The organism is Actinoplanes sp. NPDC023801, from assembly GCF_040639655.1.
Lineage (GTDB): Bacteria > Actinomycetota > Actinomycetes > Mycobacteriales > Micromonosporaceae > Actinoplanes.
In genome coordinates this window covers 142,612-158,443 of the sequence record NZ_JBFAAI010000017.1, presented here as the reverse complement: position 1 = coordinate 158,443, position 15,832 = coordinate 142,612, and the positions used below count along the sequence as shown (strand labels likewise).

Annotated in this window: 16 protein-coding genes; 8 read left to right on the top strand and 8 right to left on the bottom strand. The window is 70.9% G+C overall.

The genetic code is table 11. From position 1 onward, the window contains the following. Nucleotides 1-3 precede the first annotated feature (3 nt). Both AB0G04_RS28040 and AB0G04_RS28035 read right to left on the bottom strand, forming a co-directional pair. Nucleotides 4-984 (bottom strand): LysR family transcriptional regulator, encoded by a 981-nt coding sequence (locus tag AB0G04_RS28040; RefSeq protein WP_360988350.1) that lies wholly within the window; start codon nt 982-984, stop codon nt 4-6. Between the two features lie 125 nt (nt 985-1,109). After that, nucleotides 1,110-1,691 (bottom strand): hemerythrin domain-containing protein, encoded by a 582-nt coding sequence (locus AB0G04_RS28035; RefSeq protein ID WP_360988348.1) that lies wholly within the window; start codon nt 1,689-1,691, stop codon nt 1,110-1,112. A gap of 67 nt (nt 1,692-1,758) precedes the next feature. Here AB0G04_RS28035 and AB0G04_RS28030 point away from each other — a divergent pair, with 67 nt between their 5' ends. Both AB0G04_RS28030 and AB0G04_RS28025 read left to right on the top strand, forming a co-directional pair. Beyond that, nucleotides 1,759-3,066, top strand: a complete 1,308-nt coding sequence (locus tag AB0G04_RS28030; protein ID WP_360988346.1) for a M20/M25/M40 family metallo-hydrolase — start codon at nt 1,759-1,761, stop codon at nt 3,064-3,066. A 22-nt stretch (nt 3,067-3,088) separates the two neighbouring features. After that, entirely contained in the window at nt 3,089-3,781 is a 693-nt protein-coding gene (locus tag AB0G04_RS28025) for a hypothetical protein (protein ID WP_360988344.1), read from the top strand. Between the two features lie 263 nt (nt 3,782-4,044). Here the strand turns inward: AB0G04_RS28025 and AB0G04_RS28020 are convergent, their stop codons facing one another. From AB0G04_RS28020 to AB0G04_RS28000, 5 genes are all read right to left on the bottom strand, one after another. Continuing rightward, on the bottom strand, nt 4,045-4,236 hold the full coding sequence (locus tag AB0G04_RS28020) for a DUF5703 family protein (protein ID WP_360988342.1): 192 nt from the start codon (nt 4,234-4,236) through the stop codon (nt 4,045-4,047). A gap of 5 nt (nt 4,237-4,241) precedes the next feature. Further along, entirely contained in the window at nt 4,242-5,312 is a 1,071-nt protein-coding gene (locus tag AB0G04_RS28015) for a hypothetical protein (protein ID WP_360988340.1), read from the bottom strand. 62 nt (nt 5,313-5,374) lie between these two features. Continuing rightward, a complete protein-coding gene (locus AB0G04_RS28010) occupies nt 5,375-6,010 on the bottom strand; it encodes a response regulator transcription factor (protein WP_360988338.1) in 636 nt (211 codons plus the stop codon). Further along, nucleotides 6,007-7,146: a histidine kinase gene (locus AB0G04_RS28005; RefSeq protein ID WP_360988457.1), complete on the bottom strand. Its 1,140-nt coding sequence runs from the start codon at nt 7,144-7,146 to the stop codon at nt 6,007-6,009. Before AB0G04_RS28005 ends, AB0G04_RS28010 begins: the two co-directional genes overlap by 4 nt. 5 nt (nt 7,147-7,151) lie before the next feature. Then, nucleotides 7,152-8,150, bottom strand: coding sequence for an aldo/keto reductase (locus tag AB0G04_RS28000; protein WP_360988336.1), 999 nt, complete (start codon nt 8,148-8,150; stop codon nt 7,152-7,154). Nucleotides 8,151-8,287: 137 nt separating this feature from the next. Between AB0G04_RS28000 and AB0G04_RS27995 the strand changes: the two genes are divergently transcribed. The 6 genes from AB0G04_RS27995 to AB0G04_RS27970 all read left to right on the top strand — a co-directional run bounded on the left by AB0G04_RS27995 (nt 8,288) and on the right by AB0G04_RS27970 (nt 13,488). Beyond that, entirely contained in the window at nt 8,288-9,340 is a 1,053-nt protein-coding gene (locus AB0G04_RS27995) for an LLM class F420-dependent oxidoreductase (protein WP_360988334.1), read from the top strand. Then, a complete protein-coding gene (locus AB0G04_RS27990) occupies nt 9,340-10,032 on the top strand; it encodes an MSMEG_4193 family putative phosphomutase (RefSeq protein ID WP_360988333.1) in 693 nt (230 codons plus the stop codon). Before AB0G04_RS27995 ends, AB0G04_RS27990 begins: the two co-directional genes overlap by 1 nt. Before the next feature lie 109 nt (nt 10,033-10,141). Continuing rightward, nucleotides 10,142-10,741 carry a DUF3090 domain-containing protein gene (locus AB0G04_RS27985; RefSeq protein WP_360988331.1) on the top strand — a complete coding sequence of 200 codons (600 nt, stop codon included), beginning with the start codon at nt 10,142-10,144 and terminating at the stop codon, nt 10,739-10,741. A 17-nt stretch (nt 10,742-10,758) separates the two neighbouring features. Continuing rightward, nucleotides 10,759-11,553 (top strand): SCO1664 family protein, encoded by a 795-nt coding sequence (locus AB0G04_RS27980; RefSeq protein WP_360988455.1) that lies wholly within the window; start codon nt 10,759-10,761, stop codon nt 11,551-11,553. Nucleotides 11,554-11,713: 160 nt separating this feature from the next. Further along, nucleotides 11,714-12,958: a cysteine--1-D-myo-inosityl 2-amino-2-deoxy-alpha-D-glucopyranoside ligase gene (gene mshC / locus AB0G04_RS27975; RefSeq protein ID WP_360988329.1), complete on the top strand. Its 1,245-nt coding sequence runs from the start codon at nt 11,714-11,716 to the stop codon at nt 12,956-12,958. 212 nt (nt 12,959-13,170) lie between these two features. Beyond that, nucleotides 13,171-13,488, top strand: a complete 318-nt coding sequence (locus tag AB0G04_RS27970; protein WP_360988327.1) for a hypothetical protein — start codon at nt 13,171-13,173, stop codon at nt 13,486-13,488. A gap of 1,584 nt (nt 13,489-15,072) precedes the next feature. On the opposite strand, the gene AB0G04_RS27965 is transcribed toward AB0G04_RS27970, so the two are convergent. After that, complete coding sequence (locus tag AB0G04_RS27965) at nt 15,073-15,744, bottom strand: response regulator transcription factor (protein WP_360988453.1); 672 nt, start codon at nt 15,742-15,744, stop codon at nt 15,073-15,075. Between the last annotated feature and the right edge of the window lie 88 nt (nt 15,745-15,832).

The following is a 15,832-nucleotide window of genomic DNA, read 5'->3' as shown; positions in this document are numbered from 1 at the left end:
AGGTCAGGCCGCGGCGAGGTGGTTGCTGCTGCCGCCCATGGTCTGGCTCTGCATCCACTGGGTGTAGTGCTCGTTGCGCGCCAGGATCTCCTGGTACGCCTCGGTCGCGTGATCCATCAGCTTGGACGCGCTGCGCGACGCCGGGGACTCCGGGTGCCAGCCGAGGACCAGCCGCCAGCGCAGGGGGGCGCCACGCAACGGCCGGCTGGTCAGTCCCGCCGGTGGGCGGAACGTCGGCTGGCACAGACCGATGGCCAGGCCCAGTTCGACCATGTCGACACAGTTGCGCACGTCGGACTCCAGGACCCGGCGCGGGGCGAATCCGGACCGCGCACAGGCCGCCGCGAAACAGTCGCCGAAGCAGCCGTCACCGGCACCGGCCACCCACTGCTCGTCGGCCAGCTCCGCCAGGTCGACCGACAGGTTCTTGGCCTGTGGGTGGTCGTCCGGCATCAGCACGCAGACCGCGTCCATTCCGATGGTCTGCCAGACCAGGCCGTACTCCGCCGACGGCAGGGCGTCCCCGCAGACACCGACCTGGGCGAAGTCCAGCTTGCCGGCGAGCACCATGCCGGCCAGCTCGGAGATGTAGTACGACGCGTGGGTGGAGATCTGTGCCTCCGGCTGGGCAGCCGACAGGCGGTGCACCAGATGGGCGACGACGGGACCGCCGACCGCACCGATCCGGTACCTGCTCAAGATGTCGTGATCGCCGCCGGCGGCAAGCCGGGCCGCTTCGTCCTGCAGGCCCTTCATCGCGGGCAGCAGCACTCTGGCGCGGGACAGCACCAGCTCTCCCAGGGCGGTGGGGCGCGCGCCCCGGCGGTCACGGTCGAACAGCGGGCCACCCAGTGTTCGCTCGATCCGCTGGAGTTGTGCGGTGAGCGCAGGCTGGGCAAGGCCGAGTTGTGACGCGGCCTTGGTCACGCTGCCGGTCTCCGCGATGGCGCAGACCACCTTCAGATGCCGCAGCTCGAGGTTCATAGCGTGACGTTAGGACTAGAAAGGGATCGAACGCTAGTCCACAAGCCGTGGAATGATCGGCAACCTGTGACAAACGTATGAACGAACAGGACACACGCCGCTTACCGGCTGCAGTCATAGTTTAATTACAGATCGCTCACATATGTGGCGCGAGAGGTGATCACGTCACGAACCTTGTCGGCCACGCCGACGAGCGGATCCACCACCTTGTTCCAGGGCGGCGTCGACGGTGTGGACGGGTGCGGCCGGGTCGGCGCGGCCTCCTCGGCGGTCTCGAAACGGTTGCCCAGCCGGACCAGGTCCTCGGCCGGCACCATCTGCTCCAGGAGCGGCAGCAGTTCCCCGGCATCGGCGGCCACGTGCCGGCGCACCGCCTCGGCGAGCCCCTCATGGCCGTCGCCGGTGCGTTCCAGATCGCGCAGCTGTTCCATGATCGTCTGATCCTCGGCCAGTTCCCGGTCCGCGATCTGCTCGCCGCCCGGAACCGCGGCACGGACCGCCGGGTAGAGGTACTGCTCCTCGGCGGCCAGGTGCCGCGACAGCGTCGCGACCAGCACGGACTTGATGTCCGGGTCGTCCGGGCTCGCGTTGAGGCGCTCGGTCAGGCCGATGAGCTCGCGGTGCTGCGCGGCGACGACATCGACGATGCTGCGCCCGGGGATCTCGCCGCCGGTCGGCGGCAGCGGGGGAAGGTTAACGTCAGACACGGCCCGCTGGTACCCGCCGGGCCTCTGCGCGCAAACCCCCGTGACAACCTCCTGGTAAGAAGGGCGGATGACAACGACCGCCGAGGGCGAGGTCGTCGGCCTGTGCCGCGACCTCCTCCGCATCGACACCACCAACACCGGCGACCCGCGCACCACCGTGGGAGAGCGGGCCGCCGCCGAATACGTCGCGGAGAAGCTGGCCGAGGTCGGCGTCGAGTCGGAGTTGCTCGAGTCGGCGCCGCAACGGGCCAACCTGATCGCCCGCATCCCCGGCGCCGACCCCTCGCGCGGCGCGCTGCTCGTGCACGGCCACCTCGACGTGGTCCCGGCCGACGCCAGCGAATGGTCGGTGCACCCGTTCGCCGGCGAGGAGAAGGACGGCTACCTGTGGGGCCGCGGCGCGGTCGACATGAAGGACTTCGACGCCATGGTCCTCGCCGTCGTCCGCGAGTGGCGGCGCACCGGCTACGTCCCGCCGCGTGACATCGTGCTGGCCTACACGGCCGACGAGGAAGCCGGCATGGAGTACGGCTCCCAATGGCTCGCGCAGAACCACGCGGACGCGTTCGAGGGGTGCACGGAGGCGATCGGTGAGGTCGGCGGGTACTCGTACACCGTCAACGACGATCTTCGCCTCTATCTCGTGCAGACCGCCGAGAAAGGCCTCGACTGGCTGCGCCTGCACGCCACCGGCCGTCCCGGCCACGGCTCCTTCATCCACGACGACAACGCGGTCACCACACTGGCCGAGGCCGTCGCCCGGGTCGGCCGGCACCGCTTCCCGACCGTACTCACCCCGACCGTGCGCTCCTTCCTGGAACAGGTCAGCGACGCCATCGGGATCGAACTCGACCCGGACGAACCGGAACTCGCGGTGTCCAAGCTCGGCCCGATCGCCAACCTCATCGGTGCCACCCTGCGCAACACCGCCAACCCGACCCGTCTCGAGGCCGGTTACAAGGACAACGTCATCCCCGGCAAGGCGTCGGCCACCATCGACTGCCGCACCCTGCCCGGACACGCCGACGCGTTCCTGCGCGAGCTGCGTGACGTGATCGGCCCCGACCTGGAGATCGAGCACGTCCACCAGCAGCCGGCCGTGGAGACCTCGTTCGACGGGGCGCTGGTCGACGCCATGGGTGCCGCGCTGCGCGCCGAGGACCCGGGAGCGCGGACCGTGCCGTACCTGATGTCCGGCGGCACCGACGCCAAAGCCTTCTCCACCCTCGGCATCCGGTGCTTCGGCTTCGCTCCGCTGCGGCTTCCGCCGGACCTCAACTTCAGTGCGCTGTTCCACGGCATCGACGAGCGAGTTCCGGTGGAGGGACTAAAGTTCGGCGTGCGTGTGCTCGACCGCTTGCTCCGAAACAGCTGAGATCGGAAGGACCCCCAATCCCATGACTGACCAGAACGCCGAACTCGACGTCGCCCTCGACCGGGTGATCGAGGCGGCGCGGGCGCACCTCGCGGCCGTCAAGGCGGCCGCCGGTCGCATCGACGACGACGACGTCTGGCAGGCGTACGTCGACCTCAACAACGCCTCCTTCGCGTACGACGAGCAGCTGCTCGACGCTTTCGGCGAGGTGACGCCCTGGGACGTCGAAGCGATCGACCCGGACGAGGCGGACCGGCGGTTCGGCCAGATCACCGAGCCGGGCGCGGCGGGCGCCGACCCGTACCCGCAGATCCTCTCGGTCCGTCAGCGCCGCGACTACCGGGTGCCCAGCGTCTCGGCGCTGCTGCGGGTCGCCGAGACCGCCCGGCGCAGCGCGGTGCCCGAGGACGAGGACGCCGGTCCGGTCGAGTCGGTCGGTGAGGCCGTGCTGGAGCTGCTGCAGGCCGGCGACGGATCGCTCTCGTCGCTGGACGTGCCCGAGCTGGAGCCGCTCGACGGTCTGCTCACGGTCACCGAGGTCGGCGAGCCCCTCGACCTGGAGGCCTTCGACGACGCCGACGGGTCCGGCCCGTTCGCCCCGCTGGAGACCGACGTGCTGGTCGGCCGGCTCGACGAGCACCCGTTCCTGCCCGACGAGGACGACCACGAGGGCCACGGCCACGAGGGTCACGACCACGCCGGCCACAGACACTGAGTCTGATTGCTGGGCTTGATTGCTTCGCCTCCGGCTCGCTGCATCGCGCCCCTTGAAGCTGACGTCGAGGGCGCCGAAAACGACGACGCTTCGCTTGCCGTTTTCGGAGCCCTCGACGTCAGCGGGCGCGATGCCCGGGGGGCACGGTTACGGCTGCGGCGACGCTTCGCTTGCCGTTTCTGGAGCCCTCGACGTCAGGGGCGCTATGGGCGGGGCACGGTTACCGCTGCGATGGCGGTTGCCTGCCGCTTCCGCGTTGCCGCTCAGTAACTGAGGCCGGGCTGCGGGCTGGGCTGGCGACGGCGGCGGAGCATCACTTTCCGGGAGCCGTCGGCGAAGAGCTGAACCCTGGCCAGCTCCCAGCCGGAGAACTCGGCCTGAATGGCGAGCTGCGCCGCCGCGGTCAGGCGATCGACGTTCGAAGGCAACCGCAGCGGCGCGTATTCGTAGTCCATGCGATCTAATATGCGCCCGTTCCGGACCCGGTGAAAAGACCCGGAACGTCGTCGTTGCCGTGTCCTTCGCAACGCGTGCATGGAGGCCTGCGCCGCAGGTGGTAGGCGTACGTCGCGGCGCCGAGGGCCACACTCCACAGCGGCCACAGCAGTACGGGCACGACGGCTCCGTCGAACATGCTGACACTGTGCTCGCCGGTCACCACCCAGACCGAGGCCGAGGCGACCAGCAGGGCCACGATCGTCGCCGGTACGGTGGCCAGCCGGATCGGGACCGGCTTCCCGGCGAGCCCGACCATCCAGCGCGGGAAACGCTCACCCCAGCGCTGCGTGAGCCCGAGCGTCAGAATCGCCCCGGCCAGCGCGAACGCGCCCAGCCCGGCGGGTGCGACGGCAGCGCCGCCGGCACGCATCGCACTCAGCTCCCCGGCGTCGATGCCCAGCGGGATGCCGGCCGCCCAGGCGAGGCGGGACACGGCGTACACAGCGGGGCAGGCGGCGGCGATCCACACCGCGATCCGGCCCCACCGGGCGGCGGCCCGCGGTGAGGTCCAGCCCGCCTCGCCGTCGTCGCGGCGGCCGCAGTCCTCGCAGGCACCGGCTGCGCGCCGCTGCCAGGTCAGCACCGCGCGGACGATCAGCACCCCGCCGGTCAGGGCGAGCGCCTGGTTCCCGAGCGTCCAGGTGAGGACGTCGCCGTAGTCGACCGGCGGCCAGCCGAACGGCAGGCCGGCGATCAGCATCGGCAGGTAGCCGGCGAACGCCAGCAGGCGCACGTCCGGGACCAGGAGCAGCAGTGCGCCGGCGGTCAGCCAGAGGTAGCCGGACAGCGCGTACCGCAGCGGGCCGCGGGACGTGCCTCCGGCAGTGGCCAGCAGGGCGACGGCCGCGGTCAGCAGCACCGCTGCGAACAGCGGGGCGCCGACGTCCGGGCCGAGGCCGCGCAGGGCGCTGGTGTCGGGCGCCGGGTCGTTGCCGCCGAACGGGTAGCCGTGGCCGGTGACCGTCCAGAACAGGGCGAGGGTTCCGTAGGCGGCGGCCCATCCGGCCGCCAGTCGCGTTCTCGTGTCGCTCATGTCGTCGACACTCGTCGCCGCGGGATCCCGGCGGATCCCCGCCGGGAGGGGACCGTCTCCCCCTAGAGAGGGACGAAGCCCGAGCGGTACGCGACGACGACCGCCTGCGTCCGGTCGCGGACCCCCAGTTTGGCCAGGACGCTGCCGACGTGGCTCTTCACCGTCTCCACGCCGAGGATCAGCCGGACGGCGATCTCCGCGTTCGACAGGCCCTCGGCCATCAGGGTGAGCACCTCGGCCTCCCGTGCGGTCAGCTGGGAGCCGACCGGGCCGTCGGGTGGCCCGTAGGCGGCGGCGAGCCGTCGCACCGCGGCCGGGAACAGCAGCGAGTCGCCCCGCGCGACGACCCGTACCGCCTCGGTGATCTGTTCCGGACGTGCCCGCTTGAGCAGGAACCCGGCGGCACCGGCCTGCAGCGCCTGGTAGACGTACTCGTCGTTGGCGAAGGTCGTCACCACGAGCACCTTCGGCGGGTCGTCGAACCGGTCGAGCAGCAGCCGGGTCGCCTGGATGCCGTCCATCCGGGGCATCCGCACGTCCATCAGCACCACGTCCGGGCGCAGGCGCAGCGCGGCGGGCAGCACCTCGGAGCCGTCGCCGGCCTCGCCGGCCACGGTCAGGTCCGCCTCGGCCGTCAGGATGGCCCGCAGCCCGGCCCGGACCAGGACGTCGTCGTCGGCGATCAGAACGCTGATCACCGCGGTCCCGCCGGGAGCCGGGCGGTCATCCGCCAGAGGTTGCCGTCGGGTCCGGCGCCGACCCGGCCGCCGAGCAGCCGGGCCCGCTCGCGCATGCCCTCGATGCCGTGCCCGCCGCCCTCTCGCGCCGGTCCGCCACCCCGCCGGTTGACCACTTCGATCACCAGTTCCTCCTCCTGCCGGACCCGCAGGGTCACCGGCCCGTCGCCGTGCCGGGCCGCGTTGGTCAGCGACTCCTGGATGATGCGGAACGCCTCACGGGACACCACCGGCGACACGTCCACCGCCCCGATCTCGGCCGTCACCTGCGCGGTCAGCAGGCGGTCGAGGTCGGCGAGGGTCGGCGCGGGCGACCGGTCGGCCACGTCGTCGCGAAGGATGCCCAGCACGGCGTCCAGTTCCTCGGCCGCGGACCGGCCGGTCTCCTCGATCGCGGCCAGCGCGCTCCGGGCGAAATCCGGGTCGGCCCCGAACACCGCCCGCGCCGCCCCGGCCTGCAGGGTCATCGCGGTCAGCGCGTGCCCGACCGAGTCGTGCAGCTCGCGAGCGAGCCGGTTGCGTTCGGCGAGCCGCAGCTCGCGGGCGTGCAGTTCGGCGAGACGCTCGGCCTGTGACGGGCCGAGCAGCACCGGGGCCATGGTGGCGGCCAGCCGGCCGAGCCCGGCGGTTCCGGCGACCGTCACGAGCAGCAGCCCCACCCCGGCGAGCGTCCACCACCAGCGCCCGGCCGGTGTGAGCGGGCCGAGCGCGCCCGCGGTCAGCCCGAGCCGTTCGGTGAACGCGAGCAGCGCCAGCGGGACCGCGATCAGCAGCGCCACGCCGACGAGCCCGCCGCTGGCCAGATGCAGGGCGAACCAGAGGGCGGACCGCAGCCGGGTCTCCAGCGCGGGCGGCCGCGACCGGTCGTGTCCGGGCAGGTCGACGCCGAGCAGTGCGCGCGCCGCAGCGATCTCCAGCTCCCGGGTACCACCGAGGAACGGCGGCACCGTCGCGATCACCACCGCGACCACGGCGATGGCCAGGACACCGGCGCGGCTTCCGGTCTCCTCCACGATCAACTGCGTGAAAACTCCGGCCCCGAGGGCGTACGGCAGAAGCAGCACCCCACCCAGCAGGAGAAAGACGGCCCGCAGCACGCCGCTCAACCGAAGTAGGTGTTGGGGTGGCCGACGCCTTCGCGTTCCGGGTAGCCCACCTCGATCGCCGACACGTCGTCGAGCGCGAACGCGATCTCGGCGGGCAGGGTGAGCTCCTCACTGCGCAGCGAGCCCTGCAACTGCCCGGAGGTGCGGGCGCCGAGGATCACCGAGGAGATACCGGGCCGGTCGCGGATCCAGGCCAGCGCCACCTCGAGCGGCGACACCCCGAGGCCGGCGGCGGCGGTCACCACCGCCTCGACGATGCTGGAGCTGCGCGGCTCCAGATAGGTCTGCACGAACGGCGCCATGTGCTCGGACGCGGCCCGCGAGTCCAGCGGCCGGCCGTTGCGGTATTTGCCGGTCAGCACCCCGCGGCCCAGCGGCGACCAGGCCAGCACCCCGAAGCCGAGGGCCGCGGCGGCCGGCAGGATCTCCCGCTCGATGCCACGTTCCAGCAGCGAGTACTCCATCTGCGCGGCGACGATCGGGGCCCGTCCCGGGTAGGCGGCCTGCCAGGTGGCGGCCCGTGCGGTCTGCCAGGCGGAGAAGTTCGACACCCCGATGTAACGGACCCGGCCGCTGGACACCGCCTGGTCGAGGGCGGCCAGCGTCTCCTCGAACGGGGTCTGCGCGTCGTAGCCGTGCACCTGCCACAGGTCGACGTAGTCGGTGCCGAGCCGCCGCAGCGACGCGTCGAGCGAGCGCAGCAGGTTGCCGCGGGAGCCGTCGCGTGGACGGTAACGGTGCGGGGTGAGACCGGACTTGGTGCCGATGATGATCTCGTCGCGCGGGATCAGGTGGTCCAGCAGGGAACCGATCACCGACTCGGCGTCACCGTCGCCGTACACGTCGGCGGTGTCGATCAGTGTCCCGCCCGCCTCGAGGAAGATCTTCAGCTGATCCGCCGCGTCGTCGGGGTCGGTGTCCCGTCCCCAGGACATGGTGCCGAGCGCGAGCCGCGAAACCGCTAGCCCGCTTCGGCCGAGCGGTCGCTGATGCATGAGTGAACCTTATTCAGACTCCCTGCTCAGCGAAATGCTCAGGCCTCAGCCGGGTGGGTCGGTTACCGGACCGAAACCCGGCCGGCACGGATCAGTAGGCTTGCCGCTGACACCCATGATCTGCGGGAGGCATGCTCGTGCGGCTCGGACTCAGTCTCGGCTATCAGACGGCGTGGAGCACACCCGCCGACCACCTGGCGATGGCCCGCGAGGCGGACCGCCTCGGCTACTCCGTGCTGTGGACGGCCGAGGCGTACGGCTCGGACACGGTCAGCATGCTCGGCTGGATGGCCGGGCAGACCGAGCGGATCGACCTGGGCGCCGCGGTCATGCAGATCCCGGCGCGGACGCCGGCGATGACGGCGATGACCGCCGCCACTCTCGACACTCTGTCCGGCGGCCGGTTCCGGCTGGGCCTCGGCGTCTCCGGGCCCCAGGTCTCCGAGGGCTGGCACGGTGTGCGGTTCGCCAAACCCCTCGGCCGTACGCGTGAGTACGTCGACGTGGTGCGGCTGGCCCTGGCCCGGCAGCCGGTGTCGTACCAGGGCCGGCACTACGAGCTGCCGCTGCCCGGCGGCGCCGGCAAGGCCCTCAAGCTGGGCTTCCACCCGTTGCGCTCGGACATCCCGATCTACCTGGCGGCCGTCGGCCCGAAGAACCTGGAACTCGCCGGTGAGATCGCCGACGGCTGGCTGGCCGTCTTCTTGGCCCCGGACGCGGCCGGTGACCAGCTGGCTCACATCGGGGCCGGCCGCGCGAAGGCGGGCAAGGACCTGACCGGGTTCGACGTGGTGGCCTCGGTGCCGGTGGTGATCGGTGACGACCTCGACGCGTGTGCCGACGTGATCCGGCCGTACGCCGCGCTCTACGTGGGCGGCATGGGCAGCCGTGAACAGAACTTCTACAACGGCCTGGCCGTCCGGATGGGCTACGCCGACGAGGCGAGGGTCGTGCAGGACCTCTACCTGAGCCGGCAGCCACGCGAGGCGGCCGCAGCGGTGCCTCGCGACTTCATCGAGCGGACCTCCATCATCGGTACGCGTCAGCAGGTGGTCCGGCGCATCCGGGAGTACGCAACGGCCGGTGTCGGCACGCTGTCGATCAGCCCGTACGTCGGCGATCTGCAGAGCGGCCTCGACACGCTGCGGATCGTGGCCGAGGCGTTCGAAGAGTCCGGCGTGGCGAACTAGTGGCCACCGTATTGTTGCTCCGGCACGGCCGGACCACGGCGAACGCGTCCGGCGGCCTGGCCGGACGGCAGCCGGTCGAACTCGACGACACCGGTCGCGCGCAGGCCGGCCGGGCCGGTGCGCGCCTGCGGGAACTCCCGCTGGCCGCGGTGGTCAGCAGCCCGCTCATCCGTTGCCGGCAGACGCTGGAGATCGCCCTGCCCGACGCCGAACCGGCGCTGGAGGACGGTCTGATCGAATGCGGCTACGGCGACTGGGAGGGCCGTCCGCTCAAGGAACTGGCCAAGGAACCGCTCTGGCCGGTCGTCCAGCACCATCCCAGTGCCGTGGTCTTCCCGAACGGCGAGGCGATGGCCGCGATGTCAGCCCGCGCGGTCGCCGCGGTACGCCGCTGGGACGAGAAGGTGACCGCCGAGCACGGCCCGGAGGCGATCTGGGTCGCCTGCAGCCACGGGGATGTGATCAAGGCCATCGTCGCGGACGCGCTCGGTCTGCACCTGGACCAGTTCCAGCGGATCGTGGCCGACCCTGCATCGATCACCGTGATCCGGTACACGCCGGGCCGGCCGTTCCTGGTGCGCGTGAACGAGACCGGTGAACTGGGGTCGCTCGTACCACCGAAATCGGACGGCCGGGAGAAGGCCGCGGACAGTGACGCGGCGGTGGGCGGCGGCGCCGGAGCCGGCGTCTGACGACGCTCCGTGTCTGCCGCATCGCCGCAGCGTGTACCCCTTTGCGCCCTCGGCGAACCCGGTCCCTTGGCCCGCGCGGTTGTCCGCTTGGATGGCTAGGGTTGTCGGCATGACCCACCAAGTGCATGCCTTCGAGCCGCCGGAGCGGTTCGTCGCCGGAACGGTGGGCGAGCCGGGTGACCGCACTTTCTACCTCCAGGCCCGCGGTGGTGGCCGGGTGATCAGCGTCGCGCTGGAGAAGGTCCAGGTGTCGCTGCTCGCCGAGAAACTCGAGGAGCTCCTGCTCGAGGCAAGCAAGCGGTTCGGTGTCTCGATGCCGGAGGAGCCGCTCCTGGCGGTGCACGACAACGAGCCACTCGACTCCCCGGTCGACGAGGAGTTCCGCGTCGGGACCCTGGGTCTGGCCTTCGACGTCGACACCAGCACCGTCGTGATCGAGGCGATCGAGGCCGGTGAGCCGGAGCCCGATCTGATCGGCGATCCCCTCGAGGAGGACGACGACGAGGACGAGCCCGACGACGACGAGGACGACGAGCCCGACGACGACCTCGATCGTCTGCGCGTCCGGCTGACCCCCGAGGCGACCCGCGCGTTCATCGACCGGGCCCGTCGTGTGGTGGCCGCCGGCCGCCCGCCGTGCCCGCTCTGCGGCCAGCCGCTCGACCCGGCCGGCCACCTCTGCCCCCGGCACAACGGTTACCACCGGTGACGGCGGAGCCCACCTCCGTGCTGGCTGAAGCCGACGCTCTCGCGCTGCTCGAACGCGGCCGCATCGAGATCGAGGGTCGCCTCGCCGCCGCCTCCAACACCACTCTCCGTGCCGAGATCACGCTGGACGGGCTGACCCGCCGCTGCGTCTACAAACCGGTGCGGGGCGAGCGTCCGCTGTGGGACTTCCCCGACGGCACCCTGGCCGGCCGGGAGGTCTCCGCGTACCTGGTGTCCCGGGCCACCGGCTGGGACCTGGTGCCGCCGACCATCCTGCGCGACGGGCCGCTCGGCCCGGGCGCACTGCAACTCTGGATCGACGAGCCGGACGAAACCGACGCGCTGATCGGTTTCGTCCCGGCCTACGACGTCCCCGACGGCTGGTTCCCGGTGGCCGCGGCCCGCGACGACGACGGCGACGCCTACGCGCTGGCGCACGCCGACGACCCGCGGCTGGCCCGCCTGGCCGTCTTCGACGCGGTCATCAACAACGCCGACCGCAAGGGCGGTCACGTGCTGTACCCGGCCGGCGGCGGCGTGCACGGCGTCGACCACGGGGTCAGCTTCCACGTGGAGAACAAACTGCGCACGGTCCTCTGGGGCTGGACCGGCAGGCCACTGCCCGGCGAGGCGTGCGAGGTCCTCAGTCACCTGAGCGAGCAGCTGACCGGCCGTCTGGGCGCCGCCCTCGAGGAACACCTGACCCTCTCCGAGGTGCAGCACGTCGGCCTCCGGGTCAAACGCCTCCTGCGCGCCGCACGCTTCCCACAGCCCCCGCAGGACTGGCCGGCCATTCCCTGGCCGCCGATCTGACACCCCGCACCCGCGCTGCGCCCGCCCGCGCTCGCGCCCCGCACCTGGAAAGCCGCCCTTCTTCTCCCCGCGCCCCGCAGTTCTGAGGCGGCGAGCCGGAACCTTGAGGTTTACCTCACGCACCGGGGTCAGTGGTCGGGGTGCTGGTTAGGCTCCGAACATGGATGCTTGGACCGGTCACGACGTTCCCACCCTGCCGGACACGCCGGGGCGTGGCCCGCTGCGGCTCTACGACACGGCGCGTGCGTCGGTGCAGCCCAGCACGCCGAACGGCAGTGCCTCGCTGTATGTATGCGGCATCACGCCGTACGACGCCACCCACCTCGGTCATGCCGCCACGATGATCACTTTCGACCTGGTGAACCGGGTGTGGCGCGATCAGGGCCTCGACGTCCGGTACGTACAGAACGTGACCGACATCGACGACCCGCTGCTGGAGCGCGCCCAGCGGGACGGCGAGGACTGGATCGTCCTGGCGATGCGCGAGACGGCCCTGTTCCGGGAGGACATGGAGGCGTTGCGGATCATCCCGCCGGCCCACTACGTCGGCGCGGTGGAGTCCATCCCGTCGATCGTCACCCACGTGCACGACCTGGTCGCGAAGGGCGCCGCCTACCAGCTCGAGGACGGCACCGGCGACGTGTACTTCTCCCTGGAGTCGGCACCGCGTTTCGGCTACGAGTCACATCTGTCCCGTCAGGAGATGCTCGTCCTGTCGGCCGAGCGCGGCGGTGACCCGGACCGCGCGGGCAAACGCGACCCGCTCGACCCGCTGCTGTGGCGCGGCGCCCGCGACGGCGAGCCGGTGTGGGACGGCGGCGACCTGGGCCCCGGGCGCCCCGGCTGGCACATCGAGTGCGCCACCATCGCGCTCAACCTGCTCGGCGACACGATCAGCGTGCAGGGCGGCGGCAGCGACCTGCTCTACCCGCATCACGAGTGTTCGGCCGCGCACGCCGAGGTCCTGACCGGCGCCGAACCGTTCGCCGCCCACTACGTGCACGCCGGGATGATCGGCCTGGACGGCGAGAAGATGTCCAAGTCCCGCGGCAACCTGGTCTTCGTGTCGCGGCTGCGTGGCGACGGCGTGGACCCGATGGCGGTGCGGCTCGGCCTGCTGTCCGGGCACTACCGCACCGACCGCGACTGGACCGATGACGTGCTGAAAGCCGGTCAGCAGCGGCTGGCGCGCTGGCGTGAGGCCGCCACCGCCGCCTCGGGCCCGTCCGGCGCCGGTCTGCTCGGCGCGGTCCGCGAGGCGTTCACCAACGACCTCGACACGCCGGGCGCCCTTGCGGTGGTGGACGCATGGGTCGAGGCGGTCCTGTCCGGTGCGGGTGACGACTCCGAGGCACCCGAACTGATGGTCCGTACGGTAAATGCCCTGCTAGGAGTGCGTTTGTAAGAGCATTTGAAGATCCCCCACCCGCTATTAGGGGTGGGGGATTCTGCTTTTGCGGTGCAACGCCCCGCGAGACCTTAGCCGGTTTACTCGGATTTCGGTTGCTAAACCACGAAATGATGAAAGATGGCGTTTTATTCGGGCAAATGCGCGCGAAACGGTGTTGCGTCGTCCAGAATTTTCCCCAAGCAACCAACCGCTTGAAAGGAAAAAACATGCGTCGCACGGCTCTGTACCTCGGCGGTCTCTTCCTGGCCACCGGCGCCACGCTCGCGATGGCGGCCCCCGCCCAGGCCGCCGACGGCAAGTGCAAGAAGGACTACGTCGTTGGCAACTACTACGGCTACGGCAACGACTACGGCTACGGCTACGCGTCTCCGGTCGCGGTCGTCCCGGTCGGTGGCTACGGCTACGGCGGTGGCTACGGCGGCGGCTACGGTGGCGGCAACTACGAGGTCAACTCGTACAAGGCCGTCAACCAGAACGGTCTCGTCAACGTCGGCCTGATCGACAGCCCGATCGGCATCTTCTGAGACGAGTCGTACGGGCGGGCCTGAAAACGGTCTGACCATGAACGACTGATGCCCGAGGCGCCTTCCGGCGCCCCGGGCCTCAGTCGTTTCCAGTCCGGGCCACCGTGTATGTCCCCCTTCCACACCAGCCTCCGATCTGACCGAGACACCCCCGTCCGGCCATCCCACCGACACGTCCCCGTCCGGCAGGTCCAGCAGCCTGTTGCCGGGGATCTTTTGTTCCCGGCGACTCCCCTCGTTCACCGGACCACCACTTGTCATGCCGGAACGTCCGTTCATCACCGGATCCGCCCCGACGGCCTCGCCGTTTCCGCCGCGTCACCTTGCTGCGCCGTTTCCGGCCGCGCCGAAATCGCCTTCCTGCGCAGGACTCGCCGCGCCGACCTGCCGCCTTCCGCAGGAACAACCCACCGCCCCGCTCCTGCCGCGCCGCACTTTCCGCGCTGACCTGCCGCGCCGCAGGTGCCGGGCTGACCTGCCGCGCCGCGCTGTGCCGCCCTGCGGCGTCATACCGAGTCGCTGCGCCGCGCCGACTTGCTGCGCCGCGTGCCGAAACAAACTCCGCCGGACCGGCCGCGTCGCGCCGGGCCCGCCCGGCCGGGCTTGGCCCGCCGCGCTGGGCCGCTCCCGCCATGCTCAACCTGGACCCACAGCTTCCCGCCGTGTCGCAATGGCGGGCTGAGCAGGACTTGCTACGCAGACGAGTGTGCTGCGCAGGACCTGCCATGCCGACCGGCCGTGCCCACGCTGGACCTGCAGCGCATGTCCCACCTGCGGCGCGCCGCTTTCTCGCCGTGCCGATCTGCTGCGCCGCGCGCCTTGCCGGCATGTCCTCACTCGCAGGCTTTCGTCTCCAGCCAGGCCGGACATCTTCCTCCAGCTTAGCCGGACACCTCTATTGCGGCGGCTCGTCCACGGTGGCGGAGAAACTGCGCCGTCCCGGCGGACCACCTTCATGTTTGTCTGCCGTTGTGCCGCCCGGATACGTGCGCACCGGGTCGGCCTTGTACCGATCTTTTCGCTGCACCGCACGTCAAGCTCTGCCGTCCTGTTCGCATGGCGCTCCGGTATTCGCCCTGGTGGACATGGCATTCGCCGGTGGTCATGGTGTTCGCCGGTGGTCATGGCCCGTGCGTGGTCGACATGTGGCGCGTGCGTGGTGGGCATGGCGTGCCGCCCTGGTGCGGAAATCCTCCTTGCCGAACCCGGCCGGTGTTGCCGGACCAACGGCGGCGCACCCGGCGGGACGTGCACAGCCGTCGTGTCGCGCGTGTCGACCGGTCCTGTCAGGTCGTCCGCCGAGGGTCCGGCAGGTCGTCCTCATAGCGTGATCCGGATTCCTCTGGCGGGCCCGCCCGTGTGGCACCGGCTCGATTCTTCTCGCCCGCCGGAGAGTGCGGCCGGCACATCGACAAAGATTGCGACAAGCGAAGTTCGCCGACGTAATGGAGGTGACCTGGGTGCGCAGGCGAACCCGAAGCGTTTGCGGAATCCGCCCGCTTACCCGGTTCGCACCGGGCGAAACCACAACGCGTGGCTATTTCCCCTGGTAGTGGGCGGTCTCTTCTTTATTGGCGCGCGGGCTCAGAGCAGTTCGGCGTCGTGAACCAGCAGGGCTATTTGCACGCGATTGTTCAGATCGAGTTTGCTCAGCAGACGCGACACGTGGCCTTTGGCGGTCGGGAGGCTCATCCCGAGTCCACCGGCGATCTCGGCGTTCGAATGTCCGTGACCGACGAGTACCGCGACCTCGCGTTCCCGGTCGGTGAGGTCGGCCAGGCGGTCGCGGGCGCGGGCCCGCCGGGTGCCCGCCTCCGGGTCGGCCACATGGTCGATCAGCCGCCGGATCACGGTGGGGGAGAGGGTCGCCGCGCCGGACGCGACCGAACGTACCGCCGCCAGGATCTCCCGGGGCGGAGTGTCCTTGAGGAGGAAGCCGCTGGCGCCGCCGCGCAGTGCTTCCAGGACGTACTCGTCGGCGTCGAACGTGGTCAGCACGATCACCTGCGGCGCGCCCTCCCGGCTGCGGATCCGGCGGGTGGCGACGAGACCGTCGACGCGCGGCATGCGGATGTCCATCAGGATGATGTCCGGCCAATGCGCGTCGGCTGCGGTCACCGCTTCCGCCCCGTCGCCGGCCTCGGCGACCACCTCGATGTCCGGTGAGCCGCCCACCAAAATCCTCAAGCCTGCCCTGACCAGCGGATCGTCATCAACGATCGCCAGCCGGATCGGCCGTTCGCCGGTCACCGTCATCTCCATCGCCTCCGGCTTTCCGGGGCCGGCGGCACGTCACCGGCAGTCTGGTGAGCCCCGCCGTCGTCCGGCCCCGGTCCACCCCGGT